Here is an 18066-nt window from a genome sequence, read left to right as displayed (position 1 = left end):
GCGGCCGTCCCTCGGGGTCTCCCGGGCGGAGCCACGGGACGGATCGCCGGCCGCGATGGCATTCAATCACTTACCGGCAGCCATGCACGACGCCTTGGGAGCATTGTCCGTCACGCCGGTGACACACTCGGTGCCGATGGCCAAGAATCACCGCCCCAGCCGATCCGCCGGAGACACGGGCAGCCGCCCCTCTCCCGGCGAGGTCCTCGACCGGCTTTCGCGAGGCGAGAGCCGGGCAGCGCGCATCACTCATACGGAGCATCTGCCCGCCCGTGCGGGCCGGCATGCCGTCTGGCCGCACCGCATCCGGGCGGAAGTGATCGCGGCCGTCGAGAAGGCCGGGATCGAGCACCCCTGGGCCCACCAGGCGGAGGCCGCCGAGCACGCGCTCGACGGCACCTCAGTGGTGATCGCCACCGGAACGGCCTCGGGCAAGTCCCTCGCCTACCTCACCCCCGTCCTCTCCACCCTCCTCGACGGCAGCGAGGCCCCGAACGGGCGCGGCGCCACCGCCCTGTACCTCTCCCCGACCAAGGCGCTCGCCGCCGACCAGCGGCGCGCCGTACGCGAACTCGCGGCCCCGCTCGGCAACGGGATCCGCCCCGCCGTCTACGACGGCGACACGCCGGTCGAGGAGCGCGAGTGGGTCCGCCAGTACGCGAACTACGTCCTCACCAATCCCGACATGCTCCACCGGGGCATCCTCCCGTCCCACCCCCGCTGGTCCTCCTTCCTGCGCTCCCTCCGCTACGTCGTCGTCGACGAGTGCCACACCTACCGGGGCGTCTTCGGATCCCACGTCGCCCAGGTGCTGCGCCGGCTGCGCCGCATCTGCGCCCGTTACGGCTCCGAGCCCGTCTTCCTGCTGGCCTCGGCCACCTCCGCGGACCCCGCCCGCGCCGCAGGCCGGCTCACCGGCCTGCCGGTCACCGAGGTCTCCGACGACGCCTCCCCGCGCGGCGAACTGGTCTTCGCCCTGTGGGAGCCGCCGCTGACCGAGCTCCACGGCGAACAGGGAGCCCCGGTCCGCCGTACCGCCACCGCCGAGACCGCCGACCTGCTGACCGACCTCACGGTGCAGGGCGTCCGCTCGGTGGCCTTCGTCCGCTCCCGGCGCGGCGCCGAACTGATCTCGGTGATCGCCCAGGAACGCCTCGCCGAGGTCGACCGCACCCTCGCCCGCCGGGTCGCCGCCTACCGGGGCGGCTACCTGCCCGAGGAACGGCGCGCCCTGGAGCGGGCCCTGCACTCCGGCGAACTCCTCGGCCTGGCCGCGACGACCGCCCTGGAGCTCGGCGTGGACGTCTCCGGCCTGGACGCCGTCGTGATCGCCGGCTACCCGGGCACCCGCGCCTCCCTGTGGCAGCAGGCCGGCCGCGCCGGGCGCTCCGGCGAGGGCGCGCTCGCCGTGCTCGTCGCCCGCGACGACCCGCTGGACACCTTCCTGGTCCACCACCCCGAGGCGATCTTCCAGCAGCCCGTCGAGTCCACCGTGCTCGATCCCGACAATCCCTACGTCCTCGCCCCCCATCTGTGCGCCGCGGCGGCCGAGCTGCCCCTGGCCGAGACCGACCTGACCCTCTTCGGCCCTGCCGTGCCCGAACTGCTGCCCCAGCTGGAGTCCGCCGGCCTGCTGCGCCGCCGATCCACCGGCTGGTACTGGACCCGCCGTGAGCGGGCCGCCGACCTCACCGACATCCGTGGCGGCGGTGGCAGCCCGGTACGCATCGTCGAGGCCGGAACCGGGCGGCTGCTCGGCACGGTCGACGAGGCCGCCTCCCACGCGGCCGTCCACGAAGGCGCCGTCCACCTGCACCAAGGCCGCACCTATCTGGTCCGCGAGCTCGACCTGAAGGACTCCGTGGCCCTCGTCGAGGAGGCGAACCCGCCCTACTCGACCACCGCCCGCGACACCACCTCCATCTCCGTCCTGTCGACCGACACCGAGATCCCCTGGGGAGCCGGCCGCCTCTGCTACGGCTCCGTCGAGGTCACCAACCAGGTCGTCTCCTTCCTCCGCCGCCGTCTGATCACCGGCGAGGTGCTCGGCGAGACCAAGCTCGACCTGCCGCCCCGCACCCTGCGCACCCGGGCCGTGTGGTGGACGGTCACCGAGGACCAGCTCGATGCCGCACGGATCAACCCGGAGATCCTCGGCGGTGCCCTGCACGCCGCCGAACACGCCTCCATCGGCATGCTGCCGCTGTTCGCCACCTGCGACCGCTGGGACATCGGCGGGGTCTCCGTCCCGCTCCATCCCGACACCCTGCTGCCGACCGTCTTCGTCTACGACGGCCACCCCGGCGGCGCCGGGTTCGCCGAGCGCGCCTTCCACACCGCCCACGCCTGGCTCACCGCCACCCGCGAGGCCATCGCCTCCTGCGAGTGCGACGCCGGCTGCCCGTCCTGCATCCAGTCCCCCAAATGCGGCAACGGCAACGACCCCCTCCACAAGCGCGGCGCCGTCCGCCTCCTCACGGAACTCCTACGAGGCGCCCCCGAGGCAGCCGAGGCGAAGGCGAGCAGTGCCGCGGCCGACGCCGCCGCGACCGGCCCGCCCACGGCTGGCACTCCCGCGGCCGGCGCACCCCCGGCCAGTCCAGCCGCAGCCGACGCGCCCTCGGACGCCACCCTCGGGGAGGCGGCGGCTGCCGAGAACGCTCCTGTTCAGCCGTCGGACGAGCCGAGCTGACGGCCGAGGACGGTGGGAGGGTCAGGGTTCAGGCCCTGCCACCGACCCGGGCCGGGCCCGGGCCGGGCCCGCAGGAGACGCCGGGTGGGCCGGCAGCGCCGGGTCTGCTGGTGGGCCCGCGCGGGCGCGGGACTCCGGGTTCCATGGCGGGTGGGTCACCCGCGCCGTGACGTCGGCGATGTCCTCGCGGATCCGGCAGCGGACCACGGTGGCGCCCTGGGCCGACGCGACACGGGCCGCGGCCGCGCAGGCGTCCTGCTCGCCCCACAGTGCGCGGCCCGCGGCGGCGAGCACCGCCAGATCGGCGGCCGCGCCCGCGCGGTGGCGGGCCGCGACAGCCTGTCCGAGGGCGAGCACCGCCCCGAACACGACGCAGAGCGCGCAGGCCGCGAACGCGGTCCACACCGTGGCCGCGCCGCGGTCGGCGAGGCGGGCCCGTAGAGCACTCATGGCATCGCCTCCCCGATCGTGTCCTCGGCGAGCGCCGCAGCCCCGGCCCGCAACGTCAGTCCCAGTCCGCCGGGTCCCGGCGCGGCCGCCTCGACGTTCACCCGCCAGAGCTCGCCGTCCCGGGCCACGGTGACCGTGGCACCCTCGGGAGCCGCGGCCCGGGCCGCGGCCTCCGCGGCCGGGACGGGCTCGGAGCGGGCGACCGCCCTCGCCCCGGCCCTGGCCGCGTCCACACACTGGATCTGCGCGGCGGCCGCGGCCAGGCCCCACAGCAGAGCCGCGGTGAAGAGCACGAGTGCGGGCAGCGCGACCGCCGTCTCGGCGGTCACCGATCCCCGGTCAGAACGGCGCATCGAGAGCCTTCCCGATCACCGCTTCCAGCGCCTTGCTCACCGTGCCGCTGGTGAGCACCTTGTAGAGCACGGCCGCGAAAGCCGCGGCGGCGATCGTGCCCATCGCGTACTCCGTCGTGCTCATGCCCGTGTCGCGGCGGGCCGCCGCCGTCCGGGACCGCCACCATCCGCACAGCCGGCGCCCCGCGCTCCCGCGCATTCCGCGCTCCCTGACCTGCATGAACTTCATTTCCGGACCTCCTTGTGATCTTTCGTCCACTTCGTTCTCACCGGCCGCCGAGCAGTCCGCTCGCCAGGCCGATCACCACCGGGGCCACACCGACCGCCAGGAACGCGGGCAGGAAGCACAGCCCGACCGGCGCGGTGATCAGCACCTCGGCGCGTTGCGCACGGGCCGCCGCCACCCGGGCGCGGGTCGCGCGCAGCGCCTCCGCGTGGCGTGCCACGGCATCCGCCGCCGGCGCCCCGGAGGAGGCCGCGCGCTCCAGGCAGCGGGCCAGCCCTTCCGCGCCGGGTATCTCGCCGAACCTCCGCCACACGTCGGCCGGTTCTCCGCCGAGCCTGAGTTCGGCGGCGGTGCGGACCAGCCGCTCGCCCACCGGGCCGCCGAGCGATCGGCCCACGGCTTCCGCGGACTCGCCGGGCGGCGCCCCGGCCGAGGCGCAGGCCGCCAACAGATCCGCCGCAAGGGGCAGCTGACGCGCCGTCTCCTCATCCCGCTGCTCGTCCGCGGCCCCCGGCCGCCGCGCGCGCCACCGCCACAACGCCCAGGCCCCGCCCGCCCCGGCCAGAAGGCCGGGAAGTCCGCCGATCAGCACGAACCCCGCGAGACCCACCGCGCACGGCACGCCCCAGGCCCTGGCCCGTGCCGTAAGCACCGGTCTGCGCCTGCTGCCCCGGTGTCCGCTCCCGCGCCGTCCGCTCCCCCTCCGCCTGTTCTCCGCCGGCCCGTTCTCGCTCGGCCCGTCCTCCCTCGGCCTGTCCTCCCCCGGTCTGTCCTTCCTCGGCCTGTTCTCCATCCGTCCGCTTCCCGGCGACCGCCCCGACGGCCTCCCCATGCCCAGCAGAGCCGCTGTCCGGGCTCGCGCCCGTCGGTCGCGGCCTCGGCCGGACAGGACCAGGGCCAGCGCCGCGAGGGCGGACAGCACGGCGAGGGCGGCCGTCACGACCGCTCACCTCCCCGCACGATCCGGGCCGCCCACCACAGGCCCGCCGCCTCCAGCGCGCCGCCGACGACCAGACACGCGAGGCCCGCAGGCGTGTGGAGCAGCACCCACAGCGGGCGGGCTCCGAGCGCGGCGCCAAGTCCGAGCCCGGCGACGGGCAGGACCGCAAGGACGGCCACCGTCGCCCACGCGCCGGCCAGTTGGGCCCGCAGCCGCTCCCGCTGGTCCTGGTGGGCCCGCAGGGCGGCCTCCAGCCGGTCGAGGCCGGCGGCGAGACCCGCGCCGCCGTCCACGGCGACCTGCCAGCAGGCGGCCATACCGGCCAGGCCCTCGGCACCGTCGCCGCGGGCCGCCCGCCGCAAGGCTTCCGGCACGTCTCCGCCGAAGCGGGCCGCCGCGAGGACCGCCGCTTCCTGACCGCCGAGCGCGCCCGTGGTGCGGGCGGCGAAGGCCAGCGCCTGGGCGGGCTGCCAACCGGCTCTCAGCTCTCCCGCGACCGTCCCGCACAAGGCGACGACCCGGTCGGCGCGTGCCTGCCTCTCCCGGCGTGCCCGCGCCGCCCTGAGCCGGCGTCCGGCCAGCGGCACCGCGACCACGCCCGCGAGCAGCGGCAGGGGTGAGGAGCCGAGCAGTGCGACCATTGCCCCGACCGGCAGGCACAGCCACTCCGGCCGGCCGCGCAGGGCGTTCCACCCGCGGGTGGCGGCCTCGGGCACCGGGGCCCAGATCCAGGTCGTCCCCGGGCTTCCCGGTGCCGCCAGGACCGCACGGGCCTGGCGGGCGGTCCGCTCCTCCCGAGCGGTCCACCACAGCGCGAGAACGGCACACCACACCGCCGCGACCGTCGTCGTCATCGCCCGCCTCCGATCAGCGACCGCAGCCGCTCCCAGCCCCGCTCCCGCTGGAAGCCGTCCGGCGCCCAGCTCAGTGCGGGAACCGTCACCACCAGGCCCTCCCGGTCCCGTTCGAAGACGTGCACCTCGGCGATCCGCCGGAGCCCGGAACGGTCCCGCACCAGATGCAGCACCGCCGAGAGGCCGGCGCCCAACTGGCTGTGCAGAGCGGCGCGGTCGAGTCCGGCGGCAGTGCCCAGCGCCTCGAGCCGGGCGGGCACGTCCGCGGCCGCGTTGGCGTGGACCGTGCCGCAGCCGCCTTCGTGTCCTGTGTTGAGGGCGGCGAGCAGGTCGACCGCCTCAGGGCCGCGGACCTCGCCGACCACGAGCCGGTCGGGCCGCATCCGCAGCGCCTGCCGCACCAGGTCTCGCAGGGTGACGAGCCCCGCGCCCTCCTGGTTGGGCGGGCGGGCCTCCAGACGCACCACGTGCGGGTGGTCTGGGCGCAGTTCGGCCGAGTCCTCGGCGATGACGATCCGCTCGCCAGGGCCGACCATGCCGAGCAGGGTGGACAGGAGGGTCGTCTTGCCCGAGCCCGTGCCGCCGCTGACGAGGAACGAGACTCGGGCCTCGACCAGTGCCCGCAGCAACGGCTCGCCGCCCGGCGGGACGGTGCCCGCCTCGGTCAGTTCTCCCACGGAGAAGGCCCGCGGCCGCACCACGCGCAGCGAAAGACAGGTCGAGCCGACGGCGACCGGCGGCAGCACGGCGTGCATGCGGGTGCCGTCCGGAAGCCGCGCGTCCACCCAGGGTCTGGCGTCGTCGAGCCGGCGACCCGCGACCGCCGCGAGCCGCTGCGCCAGCCGCCGTACCGCCGCGGCATCGGGGAACGTCACGTCGGTCGCCTCGAGTCCCGCGCCGCGGTCCACCCAGACCCGGTCGGGCGCGGAGACCAGGACGTCACTCACCTTCGGGTCGGCGAGCAGCGGCTCCAGCGGCCCGGTCCCGATCAGTTCGCACCGCAGTTCCTCCGCCGCCCCCAGGACTTCGGCGTCGCCGAGCAGACGTCCCTGGGCCCGCAGGGCCGCCGCGACCCGTGCCGGGGTCGGTTCGGCGCCGCTCTCCGCGAGCCGCCGGCGCACGGCGTCGAGGAGTCCCGTGCCGCTCATGCCGCACGCTCCGGGACCAGGACCCGCTCCCAGAACGCGGAGCAGAAGCGGGCGAGACCGCCGCGGACCTCGGAGCCCGGCGGAGGTCCGCCGTCCCGGGCCGTCGCCAGGCCGGGGTCGCAGGGCAGTTCGCCGGCAAGGGGAAGCCGGAGGGCGTCGGCGATCCACTGCTCGTCGAGCCCGGGCGCGTAGGGGCCCCGGACGACCGCGCGCAGGTCGCGCAGCACGGTGCCGACGGCTCCGGCCATCCGCTGGGCGGCGGCGACGGCCCGCAGCTCGCCGGGAACGACGAGCAGGCCGAGGTCGAGCTGGGCGAGGGCCTCGGCGACGGTGTCGTCGACACGGCGGGGCAGGTCGACCACGACGACGCCGTCGCGCCGGCGACCGGCGGCGAGGACCGAGCGCATCGCGTCTGGCGGCACGAGCACCGGGTCGCCCCGGTCCCAGCTCAGCACCCGCAGCCCGCGCACCGACGGCAGCGACTCCTCCAGCGCCGCGCCCGCGACCCGCCCCTTGGACGTGGCGAAGTCGGGCCACCGCCGTCCTTCGGCGCGCTCGCCACCGAGCAGTACGTCGAGTCCGCCACCGAGCGGGTCGCCGTCGACGAGGAGAGTGCGCTGCCCGGCCCGGACGGCGGCGAGCGCCAGTGCGCAGGCCAGTGTGGAGGCTCCCGCGCCACCGCGTCCGCCGATGACTCCGACGGTCAACGCCTGCCGTCCGACGCCCTCGACGGCATCGGCGATGAGGTCGACGACCCGGCCCTCGTCGTCGGGCAGGGTCAGTGCGTCCTCCGCGCCGATCCGGACGGCCCGCCGCCACACGCCCGGGTCGTCGGGGTCCCGCCCCACGAGCAGCACCCCCGGCCGCCGGGTGGCGCCGCGGCAGCGGGCCGCCGCGTCGTCCCCGACGAGGACGAGCGGCGGATCGGTCCAGGCCGCCCGGTGCTCGGGCACGGTGTGGTGCACCTCGGGCTCGGCGCCCGCGGCGGCGCACAGCCGCAGCAGGTCGTCGAGGAGCGCCAGGTCCTCCGTGACGAGCAGCGGCCGGGCCGGCCTGGCACCTCCGTCCTCCCTGTCCGTGCGCCCGCCCGGGCCCGCACCCGGGCCCACCCGCGAGCTCACGGCCGCACCCGCGACCGCACTCACCCCCGCCGCGCCTCGCACCGGCGTTCCGGAAGTCTTCGGTCCTTCCACGGCACACACCCCTCACGTGATTCCTGCGGTTCGCGGACTTCGCGACCGGAATCACCGTGCAGCCGTCGGGAAAAACTTGTGGATCTTGGTCAAAAACTGTGGATAACCCACCGGCTGTGAATAACTTCGCCACCCAAACCGGTACTGGGCCGGAGAGCACCCTCTCGACTACGCTGAGTGACGAAACAAGATCTCGTACGGCCCCTCGGCCGACACGTGACACGGCCTGCCAAGGAGGGACGGAGATGAGGGAGAACCGAGGCGGAAACAGGTCCGGACCAGGTCCGGACATGCGACGACCCCCGCCGGGGGGGAGAGCGGGGGTCGTCTCTCCGGCCGACTCGGGGGGGGAGGAGCCGGTCCGGGTTAGCACGGTCGCGAACGATCCGTGACTTCCATGGTGTACCCGAGAGCCTTCTCAGGCAAACCCACGCGCCCCAGCGTACGCCGAATGGCGGGCACCTATGCTCAGCTCGTGGAAAACCACTCGATGCCGCGCGCAGCCGCCTTCTTTGACCTGGACAAGACGGTCATTGCGAAGTCCTCGACGCTGACCTTCAGCAAGTCCTTCTACAGGGGCGGACTGATCAGTCGCCGTGCCGCACTGCGGACGGCGTACATCCAGTTCGTGTTCCTGATCGGGGGCGCCGATCACGACCAGATGGAGCGGATGCGCGAATATCTCTCCGCGCTCTGCAAGGGCTGGAACGTCGCCCAGGTCAAGGAGCTCGTGGCGGAGACCCTGCACGACCTGATCGACCCGATCATCTACGACGAGGCGGCCTCGCTCATCGAGGACCACCACGCCGCCGGCCGCGACGTCGTGATCGTCTCGACCTCGGGCGCCGAGGTCGTGGAGCCCATCGGCGAGATGCTGGGCGCCGACCGCGTCGTCGCCACCCGGATGGTGGTCGGTGAGGACGGCTGTTTCACGGGTGAAGTGGAGTACTACGCGTACGGCCCGACCAAGGCGGAGGCGGTCCGGGAGCTGGCCGAGTCCGAGGGCTACGACCTGTCCCGCTGCTACGCCTACAGCGACTCGGCGACCGATCTGCCGATGCTGGAGGCGGTGGGCCACCCGTACGCCGTGAACCCCGACCGGGCCCTGCGCCGTGAGGCGACCGCCCGGGACTGGCCGGTCCTCGTGTTCGACCGGCCGGTGCGGCTCAAGCAGCGGCTGCCGGCGTTCCGCATGCCGCCCCGCCCGGCCCTCGTCGCCGCGGCGGCGGTGGGAGCGGCTGCGGCCACCGCCGGTCTCGTCTGGTACGCGAGCCGCCGTCGGCAGGCCGCACTGGCCCGGGCCGCGACCGGGGTCCTCGCCTGAGCCGGCGGTTCGGCTCGCCGGCATCACCGCCCCACCATCCCCGCGCACCCCACCATCCCCGCGCGCCCCACGACCGCCGATCCACCGCCCCGCGCCACCGCCGGGACCTCGGGACTTGCCCCTCGCTTTGCCCGGATTTGAGACGAAAGCAAAGAAGCGGAGTCAGGACTTTCGCTTCCTCGCCGACAGGAGTAGAAAGGAATCAGGCCCGCGAGACCTAGGACATCCGAGAGGATCACCTGTTGAGCAAAACGGCCCCACGGACCTGATGCACGAAAACCTGGCACCCACGCGACGTCGACCCTTCGATTAAGGGCCAGCCGCACCAGGCGCAGGGCAAAGCACCCCGCTTGATGGGCACATATCGAGGACGCTTGGTAACTGGGTGGACGTGCCAGCGGCGGTACCGAAGTCTGGTACCGCCGCAACCCATGTCAGGACCCCTTGCGGGGACCCGCACTCCCGGAGGTCTCTCAGGCCGCGCCGCGCTGCAGCGCCTCGCAGACGGCCGTCGACTCCCGGACACCCAGCTCCACCGCGCGCCCGCAGTGCGCGATCCAGGCGGCCACGCCCTCCCGCGTCCCGGACAGGTACCCCTCGAAGGCCGTCAGGTAGGCCGCCCGCCCCAGCTCCGCGTGGCCGACCTCTGCCGGGCAGATCGCCTTCGGGTCGAGACCGCTGCCGATCAGCACGATCCGTTCCGCCGCCCGCGCGACGAGGCCGTTGTGCGAGGTGAAGGGCCGCAGGGCGAGCAGCTCGCCGTGCACCACGGCGGCGGTGACCAGAGCGGGAGCGTCGCCACCCGCGATGATCAGGTCGGCGAGGCCGTCGAGCCGACCCGAGACCTCGGCCGGATCCGGCAGGGGCGCCTCGACCAGCGTTTCGTCGACCGGCTCGCCCGCCTGTCGCGGCCGGCCCGTCGAGGCAAGCGGCTCGCCCTCGGCGACCAGGTGCAGCCGGGCGAGCACCCGCAGCGGCGACTGGCGCCAGATGGACAGCAGCTGGCCGCACTCGGCGGTCAGCCGGAGCGCCGCGCCGACCGTGCGGGCCTCCGGGTCCGCGCTGAAGTCGGTACGCCGGCGGACCTCCTCCAGGGCCCAGTCGGCGCCCGCGAGCGCGGCCGAGCCACGGGCCCCGCGCAGCGCCGCCTCGGAGGTGATCTCGTTGCTGCGGCGGCGCATCACGCGGTGGCCGTAGACCCGGTCGACGGCCTTGCGTACGGAGTCCACCGAGTCGGCGACGCCCGGCAGGGAGCCGAGGGCGGCCAGGGGGTCAGAGGCGTGCGTACTCATAAGTAGGGAGGCTACGCGCCCCGGGCCCGGACCCCACGTTGGAGTGGTCTTCTTCACGCAGCCTGACCACACTCGGCATTCATGCCGCTACCCTAGGTGAACATGAAGATCGCTTTCGTGGGGAAGGGCGGCAGCGGCAAGACGACGCTGTCCTCGCTCTTCATCCGTCACCTCGCCGCCACCGGAGCCCCGGTCGTGGCGGTCGACGCGGACATCAACCAGCACCTGGGAGCGGCGCTCGGCCTCTCCGACGAAGAAGCCGCCGCGCTGCCCGCGATGGGCGCGCACCTGCCGTTGATCAAGGAGTACCTGCGGGGCTCCAATCCCCGGATCGCCTCGGCCGACACGATGATCAAGACGACACCGCCCGGGGAGGGTTCGCGGCTGCTCCGGGTGCGCGAGGACAACCCGGTGTACGACGCCTGTGCCCGGCCCGTGCGGCTCGACGACGGCGAGCTGCGGCTGATGGCGACGGGCCCGTTCACCGAGTCCGACCTGGGCGTGGCCTGCTACCACTCCAAGGTCGGCGCGGTGGAGCTGTGCCTGAACCACCTGGTGGACGGGCCGGACGAGTACGTGGTGGTCGACATGACGGCCGGCTCCGACTCCTTCGCCTCCGGCATGTTCACCCGCTTCGACATGACGTTCCTGGTGGCCGAGCCGACCCGCAAGGGCGTCTCCGTCTACCGCCAGTACAAGGAGTACGCGCGAGACTTCGGGGTCGCCCTGAAGGTCGTCGGCAACAAGGTGCAGGGCGCCGACGACGTCGACTTCCTGCGCTCCGAGGTGGGCGAGGACCTGCTGGTGACGGTCGGCCATTCCGACTGGGTCCGTTCCATGGAGAAGGGCCGGCCGCCCCTCTTCGCCCTCCTGGAAGCGGCCAACCGCACCGCCTTGCAGACCCTGCAGGACGCGGCGGACGACTCGTACGCCCACCGCGACTGGGAGCGCTACACGCAGCAGATGGTCCATTTCCACCTGCGGAACGCGGAGAGCTGGGGCAACGCCAAGACCGGGGCCGACCTGGCCGCGCAGATCGACCCCGGCTTCGTCCTGGACGAACGCCTCGCCGTCCCCCAGCCGAGCTGACGAGGGCCGGCGCTCAGCGCCGAGCGGCCCGGCCGCCGGAGGCCGCCGATCCTTCCGGCGGCCGGCGCCGCTCGGTCACCTCGTCCCGGCCGCCGGTCCGGCCGGGACGGCGGGCTGCGGGGCGAGGAAGGACGTCCAGCCGCCCTGCGGGGCCTCGCCGACCTTCAGGGTGCGGAGCTTGGCGAGGACCTCCGGGTCCTGGGCGTCGAGCCAGTCGGCGAGCTGGCGGAAGGAGACGCACTTGACGTCCTTCTGCACGCACACGGTGGCGATCGTCTGCTCGATGGCGCGCATGTAGGTGCCGCCGTTCCAGGACTCGAAGTGGTTGCCGATGATCAGCGGCGCGCGGTTGCCCCGGTACGAGCGCTCGAAGGCCTGCAGGAGGCCGTCGCGCATCTGGTTGCCCCAGAACTCGTGCATCGACGGATCGCCCTTCGTCGTGCCGGACTGGTTGACCAGGAAGTTGTAGTCCATCGACAGGGTCTGGAAGGCACGTCCGGGGACCGGGACGAGCTGCATCGACAGGTCCCACAGGCCCTTGTCCTTCTTGGGCCAGATCTGGTCGTTGACGCCGCTGGTGTCGTAGCGGAAGCCCATCTGCGCCGCCGCCTGGACGAAGTTCTTGCGGCCCTCGAGGCAGGGCGTGCGGGCGCCGACCAGCTCCTTGTCGTAGTCGAACGGGAGCGGCTTCTCCGCCTTCAGGCCGGCGTTGGTCTTCCAGTTCTTGACGAAGGACTTGGCCTGGTTGATCTCGCTCTTCCACTCCTCGACCGACCAGGTGCCGACTCCGCCGTCCTTGCCGCAGAAGTGGCCGTTGAAGTGGGTGCCGATCTCGTTGCCCTCCTCCCACGCGCCGCGCAGCTCGCGCACGGTGTCGCGGATGCCCTCGACATCGTTGAAGCCGATGTCCGAGCGGCCCGGTGAATGCTTCGGCGGGTCGTAGAGCTCGCGCTTTTCCTGGGGCAGCAGGTACACGCCGCTGAGGAAGTACGTCATGGTCGCGCCGTACTTCCTGCCCACCTTGCGGAAGTGGGAGAACAGCCGCTGGCTGTCCTCGCCCGCGCCGTCCCAGGAGAACACCACGAACTGCGGCGGTTCCTGACCGGGCTTCAGCCGCTGCCATGTCGGCTGGTGGGGCTGCGGCCCGGTGAAGGCGGTCGAGCCGTCGCCGATCAGCCGCACCGCGCTCTGCGGCGCGGCAGCCGGGGCCTCCTTGGCGCCCCCGCCGGGCGCCCCGTCGGGGGCGGAACCGCCGGAGCCCGAGCAGCCGGCGAGCCCGGCCGTGAGGGCGACGGCGAGAGCGCCGCCGACGAGCGCCCTCTTCTGGACAGTGGTCCTTCTCCCGGCGGCTGACATCCGCCCACCTCTCCTCGGTCTGCGTCCTCGGTTGCGTCGTGCGGTGCGTCCGGATCGTCCGTGCGGCGGGTTCCGGTTGCGGGGTCGCCCGCCTGCCCCTTCGCACGGTTCCTCGGATTTCCGTACAAGCGGCGTCAACGTCGCACCAAGGCGGCCGGAGAGCGGCAACGACAAGCGGCATGACCACGTTCTGTCACCGGATCCAGTGAACCCTTGCCCTGTTTGCCCCGAAAATAATGCCGGAGTCTTTACTCTCCATTACTGTTCATTTACTGAGCGTTGAGGATCGCCGATCATCGCGCTCGATGACCCCGCCGCTGCACCCCGCACGAGCCGCGACCCCGCTGCCCCCCCCGGAGGAGACGGGACATGACACTCACCACCCCTGCCCGCACGATCAACCGGCCCCGCGTCCAGAGGCCACACAGTCCGCCGGACGGACCCCGCCGCCGGTTCCGCCTCGACGGTGCGGACGTCTCCGCGTCCGTCGCCGTCTTCCTGATCGCGCTGCCGCTGTCCCTGGGCATCGCGCTCGCCACCGGCGCCCCGCTCCAGGCGGGTCTGGTGGCCGCCGCCGTCGGCGGCATCGTCGCCGGACGACTCGGGGGCTCCCCGCTCCAGGTCAGCGGCCCGGCCGCCGGACTGACCGTGGTCACCGCCGAGTTGATCCAGCACTACGGCTGGCGCACCACCTGCGCCATCACGGTCCTGGCGGGACTCGCCCAACTCGGTCTCGCCGCCCTCAAGGTGGCCCGTTCCGCCCTCGCCGTGTCCCCCGCGATCGTGCACGGGATGCTGGCCGGCATCGGCGTGACCATCGCCCTCGCCCAGCTGCACATCGTGCTCGGCGGCAACCCGCAGAGCTCCACCGTCGCCAACGCACTCGGGCTGCCCGGCCAGCTGGCGCACGCCTCGCCCGCCGCGCTCGTCGTGAGTGCCCTCACCATCGGATTGCTGCTGCTCTGGCCGCGCCTTCCCGGCCGTACGGGCAGGCTGCTGCGCACGGCCCCCGCCGCTCTCGTCGCCGTGGCCGCCGCCACCGCCGTCGCGGCGCTCGCCGGGCTCGGCGTGCCGCGGGTCGACCTGCCCTCGTGGAGCAGCCACGCACTGCCCGGCCTTCCCCAGGGGCCGTTCCTCGGGATCGCGGCCGGAGTGCTCACCATCACGCTGGTGACGAGCGTGCAGTCGCTGCTGTCCGCCGTGGCCGTGGACAAGCTGGCGGCGAAGCGCGCCGCCGACACCGGCGCTCCCTCGGTCCCCCGCTCCCGGCTCGACCGCGAACTCGCCGGTCAGGGCGCGGCGAACGTGGTGTCCGGGGCGCTCGGCGGCCTGCCGGTGGCCGGCGTCGCGGTGCGCAGCGTCGCGAACGTCTCGGCGGGAGCCGTCAGCCGCAACTCGTCGATGCTGCACGGCGTGTGGATCGTGCTCGCGGCCCTGCTTCTCGTCCCGGTCCTCGACCTCATCCCGCTGCCCGCGCTCGCCGCCCTCGTCATGGTCGTCGGCGTCCAGATGGTCAGCATCACGCACATCCGCGCGGTCACGCGTCACCGTGAAGTGCTGGTGTACGCGGTGACGCTGGCCGGGGTCGTGTTCGTCGGCCTCCTCGAGGGCGTGGGCCTCGGGATCGCGGTGGCGGTCGCCGTCGCGCTGCACCGCCTCGCCCGTACCCGGATCACCCCGGAGGAGAAGGACGGGCGTCATCTGGTCAGGATCCGCGGACAGTTGACCTTCCTCGCGGTGCCGCGACTGAGCCGCGCTCTGCACCAGATCCCGCCGGGCGCCGACGCGGTGGTGGAGCTGGACGGCTCCTTCATGGACCACGCGGCGTACGAGACCCTGCACGACTGGCAGGCGGCGCATCTGGCCCGCGGCGGCACGGTGGAGACGACCGGACCCTCCGGCGGCCGGATCGCCGACCCGGCGCCCGAAGCTGCGTCCGCGCGGGGCCACGGGTCCCACCCCTGCTGCCGGCCCTGGACGCCGTGGCGCAACCACCAGTGCGGCGAGCAGCCGGCCGAGGAGGCCGGGCTCACGACCGCGCACCGGCTGGCGAGCGGCATCGGCGCCTTCCAGCGGGACACCGCGCCGCTGGTCAGGGACGAGCTGGCGCGGCTTGCGCGGGAGGGCCAGCGGCCCTCGCAGCTGTTCCTCACCTGCGCCGACTCCCGGCTGGTCACCAGCATGATCACATCGAGCGGCCCGGGCGACCTGTTCACCGTGCGCAACGTGGGCAATCTGGTGCCGCTGCCGGGCGAGGAGAGCGGCGACGACTCGGTGGCGGCGGCGATCGAGTACGCGGTGGAGGTGCTGCGGGTCGAGTCGATCACGGTCTGCGGGCATTCCGGCTGCGGTGCGATGCAGGCCCTGCTGAACAGCGGTCCGGACGATCCGCCGACTCCGCTGCGGCGCTGGCTGCGGCACGGCCGGCCGAGTCTGGAGCGCATGGCGAGCCGCCGGCACGCCTGGGCGAGGATCTCCGGGCGGCTGCCGGCCGACGCGGTCGAGCAGCTCTGCCTGACCAACGTGGTGCAGCAGCTGGAGCACCTGCGGTCGTACGAGTCGGTGGCGCGGCGCCTCGCGGACGGGTCGCTGGCCCTGCACGGGATGTACTTCCACGTGGGCGAGGCGCAGGCCTATCTGCTGGCCGGGACGGACGAGGTGCACAGCTACGACGACGTCTTCAACCACGTGCCGCCCGCGGCCGTGACGCCGGAGGCGTATCCGGGCCTCCGGCAGATCGCTCGCGCGTCCTGAACCTTCCCTTCCGTTCGTCCGTGCAAGTGTGTGACCCCTCGCTCCCTCCCGCTCGGGGAGAGAGGGGTCACCTCCCATGTCACCCCACAGGTCTAAACCAATTGCCCGGATGCTCTTGTCACCCGGGCATCCGCCTGATGAGCTATGACGCGGGACACACAGGCACATAGGACGCCCTGGGAAAGGGAGATGTCGTGAGCAACGAATCCTTGGCCAATCTGCTCAAGGAAGAGCGCCGGTTCGCGCCGCACGCCGAGCTGGCCGCGCACGCCAATGTGACGGCGGAGGCGTACGAGCAGGCCAGGGCGGACCGGCTGGGCTTCTGGGCCGAGCAGGCGAGGCGGCTCACCTGGGCAACCGAGCCGACCGAGACCCTCGACTGGTCGAATCCGCCCTTCGCCAAGTGGTTCGCCGACGGTGAGCTGAACGTCGCGTACAACTGCGTGGACCGCCATGTCGAGGCCGGCAACGGCGACCGCGTCGCCATCCACTTCGAGGGCGAGCCGGGCGACAGCCGTGCCCTCACCTACGCCGAGCTCAAGGATGAGGTCTCCAAGGCCGCCAACGCCCTGACCGAGCTGGGTGTCCGCAAGGGTGACCGGGTCGCCGTCTACCTGCCGATGATCCCCGAGGCCGCGATCACGATGCTGGCCTGCGCCCGCATCGGCGCCGCGCACTCCGTGGTCTTCGGCGGCTTCTCGGCCGACGCCGTCGCCTCCCGCATCCAGGACGCCGACGCCAAGCTGGTCGTCACCGCCGACGGCGGCTACCGCCGCGGCAAGCCCTCCGCGCTCAAGCCCGCCATCGACGAGGCCGTCGCCCGCTGCCCGCAGGTCGAGCACGTCCTCGTGGTCCGCCGCACCGGCCAGGACACCGCCTTCACCGAGGGCCGCGACGTGTGGTGGGACGACGTCGTCGCCCGACAGTCGACCGAGCACACCCCCGAGGCGTTCGAGGCAGAGCACCCGCTCTTCATCCTCTACACCTCCGGCACCACGGGGAAGCCGAAGGGCATCCTGCACACCTCCGGCGGCTACCTCACCCAGGCCGCGTACACCCACCACGCCGTCTTCGACCTCAAGCCGGAGACCGACGTCTACTGGTGCACCGCCGACATCGGCTGGGTCACCGGCCACTCGTACATCGTGTACGGGCCGCTGGCCAACGGCGCGACCCAGGTCATGTACGAGGGCACCCCGGACACCCCGCACCAGGGCCGGTTCTGGGAGATCGTCCAGAAGTACGGCGTCACGATCCTCTACACGGCGCCGACCGCGATCCGCACGTTCATGAAGTGGGGCGACGACATCCCCGCCAAGTTCGACCTGTCGTCGCTGCGGGTCCTCGGCTCCGTCGGCGAGCCGATCAACCCGGAGGCCTGGATCTGGTACCGGGAGCACATCGGCGCCAACAAGTGCCCGATCGTGGACACCTGGTGGCAGACCGAGACCGGCGCGATGATGATCTCCCCGCTGCCCGGCGTCACCGAGACCAAGCCCGGCTCGGCGCAGCGCCCGCTGCCCGGCATCTCGGCCACCGTCGTCGACGACGAGGCGAACGAGGTCCCGAACGGAGGCGGCGGCTACTTGGTCCTCACCGAGCCGTGGCCGTCGATGCTCCGCACCATCTGGGGCGACGACCAGCGCTTCATCGACACCTACTGGTCCCGCTTCGAAGGCACGTACTTCGCCGGCGACGGCGCGAAGAAGGACGACGACGGCGACATCTGGCTGCTGGGCCGGGTCGACGACGTCATGCTCGTCTCGGGCCACAACATCTCCACCACCGAGGTCGAGTCCGCGCTGGTGTCCCACCCGTCCGTCGCCGAGGCGGCGGTCGTCGGCGCCGCCGACGAGACCACCGGCCAGGCCATCGTCGCCTTCGTGATCCTGCGCGGTACGGCCAGCGAGGACGAGGGTCTGGTCGCCGAACTGCGCAACCACGTCGGCGCGACCCTCGGCCCGATCGCCAAGCCGAAGCGGATCCTGCCGGTGGCCGAGCTGCCCAAGACCCGTTCGGGCAAGATCATGCGCCGGCTGCTGCGTGACGTCGCCGAGAACCGTGAGCTGGGAGACGTCACCACGCTGACGGACTCCTCGGTCATGGACCTCATCCAGACCAAGCTTCCGAGCGCGTCGAACGAGGACTGAGCGCCCGAAAGCCGCAGGTGAGAGCGCCCGTTCCGGACTCCGGGGCGGGCGCTTCCGCATGGCTGCCGAGTTGTCCACAGGCGGTTGTCCACAAGGGGTGCCGGTGTCCGCCTATGCACCTAAAGTGAAGATCACCAGACACCCGGCGGGCATCTTTAGGTAAGGTAAGGACCGCGTCAGTGACGTGACAGGAAAACCTTGGTGCGCCGGGAAGTCTGGTCGGCATGTGCTCTGTGCTGCCCATC

General features: G+C 73.0%; 14 protein-coding genes. 5 read left to right on the top strand and 9 right to left on the bottom strand.

The window, feature by feature from the left end; all coding sequences use genetic code 11:
* The first annotated feature begins 55 nt into the window (after positions 1-55).
* Positions 56-2692, top strand: coding sequence for a DEAD/DEAH box helicase (locus ESG85_RS30305; protein WP_246095407.1), 2637 nt, complete (start codon positions 56-58; stop codon positions 2690-2692).
* A gap of 21 nt (positions 2693-2713) precedes the next feature.
* Here ESG85_RS30305 and ESG85_RS30300 read toward each other — a convergent pair whose 3' ends face one another.
* From ESG85_RS30300 to ssd, 7 genes are all read right to left on the bottom strand, one after another.
* Entirely contained in the window at positions 2714-3142 is a 429-nt protein-coding gene (locus ESG85_RS30300) for an Rv3654c family TadE-like protein (RefSeq protein WP_128984367.1), read from the bottom strand.
* On the bottom strand, positions 3139-3471 hold the full coding sequence (locus ESG85_RS30295) for a TadE family type IV pilus minor pilin (protein ID WP_246095405.1): 333 nt from the start codon (positions 3469-3471) through the stop codon (positions 3139-3141). The genes ESG85_RS30300 and ESG85_RS30295 overlap by 4 nt, the downstream gene beginning before the upstream one ends.
* Positions 3472-3481: 10 nt before the next feature.
* Positions 3482-3715, bottom strand: coding sequence for a DUF4244 domain-containing protein (locus ESG85_RS36820; protein ID WP_342781435.1), 234 nt, complete (start codon positions 3713-3715; stop codon positions 3482-3484).
* Between the two features lie 46 nt (positions 3716-3761).
* Positions 3762-4514 carry a type II secretion system F family protein gene (locus ESG85_RS30285; protein ID WP_128984364.1) on the bottom strand — a complete coding sequence of 251 codons (753 nt, stop codon included), beginning with the start codon at positions 4512-4514 and terminating at the stop codon, positions 3762-3764.
* 143 nt (positions 4515-4657) lie between these two features.
* Positions 4658-5515 (bottom strand): type II secretion system F family protein, encoded by an 858-nt coding sequence (locus ESG85_RS30280; protein ID WP_128984363.1) that lies wholly within the window; start codon positions 5513-5515, stop codon positions 4658-4660.
* On the bottom strand, positions 5512-6663 hold the full coding sequence (locus ESG85_RS30275; RefSeq protein WP_128984362.1) for a TadA family conjugal transfer-associated ATPase: 1152 nt from the start codon (positions 6661-6663) through the stop codon (positions 5512-5514). Before ESG85_RS30275 ends, ESG85_RS30280 begins: the two co-directional genes overlap by 4 nt.
* Positions 6660-7772, bottom strand: a complete 1113-nt coding sequence (ssd, locus tag ESG85_RS30270) for a septum site-determining protein Ssd (RefSeq protein WP_128984468.1) — start codon at positions 7770-7772, stop codon at positions 6660-6662. The genes ESG85_RS30275 and ssd overlap by 4 nt, the downstream gene beginning before the upstream one ends.
* Positions 7773-8307: 535 nt before the next feature.
* Between ssd and ESG85_RS30265 the strand changes: the two genes are divergently transcribed.
* Complete coding sequence (locus ESG85_RS30265; protein ID WP_128984361.1) at positions 8308-9180, top strand: HAD family hydrolase; 873 nt, start codon at positions 8308-8310, stop codon at positions 9178-9180.
* Between the two features lie 473 nt (positions 9181-9653).
* Here ESG85_RS30265 and ESG85_RS30260 read toward each other — a convergent pair whose 3' ends face one another.
* Positions 9654-10472, bottom strand: coding sequence for a Fic family protein (locus tag ESG85_RS30260; protein ID WP_128984360.1), 819 nt, complete (start codon positions 10470-10472; stop codon positions 9654-9656).
* 102 nt (positions 10473-10574) lie between these two features.
* On the opposite strand from ESG85_RS30260, the gene ESG85_RS30255 reads away from it, so the two are divergent.
* The gene (locus tag ESG85_RS30255; protein ID WP_128984359.1) at positions 10575-11561 is read left to right on the top strand and encodes an ATP-binding protein; all 987 of its coding nucleotides are present in this window, start codon (positions 10575-10577) and stop codon (positions 11559-11561) included.
* Positions 11562-11636: 75 nt separating this feature from the next.
* Here the strand turns inward: ESG85_RS30255 and ESG85_RS30250 are convergent, their stop codons facing one another.
* Entirely contained in the window at positions 11637-12917 is a 1281-nt protein-coding gene (locus tag ESG85_RS30250) for a polysaccharide deacetylase family protein (protein WP_128984358.1), read from the bottom strand.
* Positions 12918-13286: 369 nt separating this feature from the next.
* On the opposite strand from ESG85_RS30250, the gene ESG85_RS30245 reads away from it, so the two are divergent.
* A complete protein-coding gene (locus ESG85_RS30245) occupies positions 13287-15671 on the top strand; it encodes a SulP family inorganic anion transporter (protein ID WP_128984357.1) in 2385 nt (794 codons plus the stop codon).
* A gap of 194 nt (positions 15672-15865) precedes the next feature.
* The gene (acs, locus tag ESG85_RS30240) at positions 15866-17821 is read left to right on the top strand and encodes an acetate--CoA ligase (protein WP_128984356.1); all 1956 of its coding nucleotides are present in this window, start codon (positions 15866-15868) and stop codon (positions 17819-17821) included.
* The last annotated feature ends 245 nt before the right edge of the window (positions 17822-18066 follow it).

The sequence above is a fragment of the Streptomyces roseicoloratus genome (assembly GCF_004117935.1).
GTDB classification, from domain to species: domain Bacteria; phylum Actinomycetota; class Actinomycetes; order Streptomycetales; family Streptomycetaceae; genus Streptomyces; species Streptomyces roseicoloratus.
This window is presented reverse-complemented; position numbering and strand designations above follow the sequence as displayed.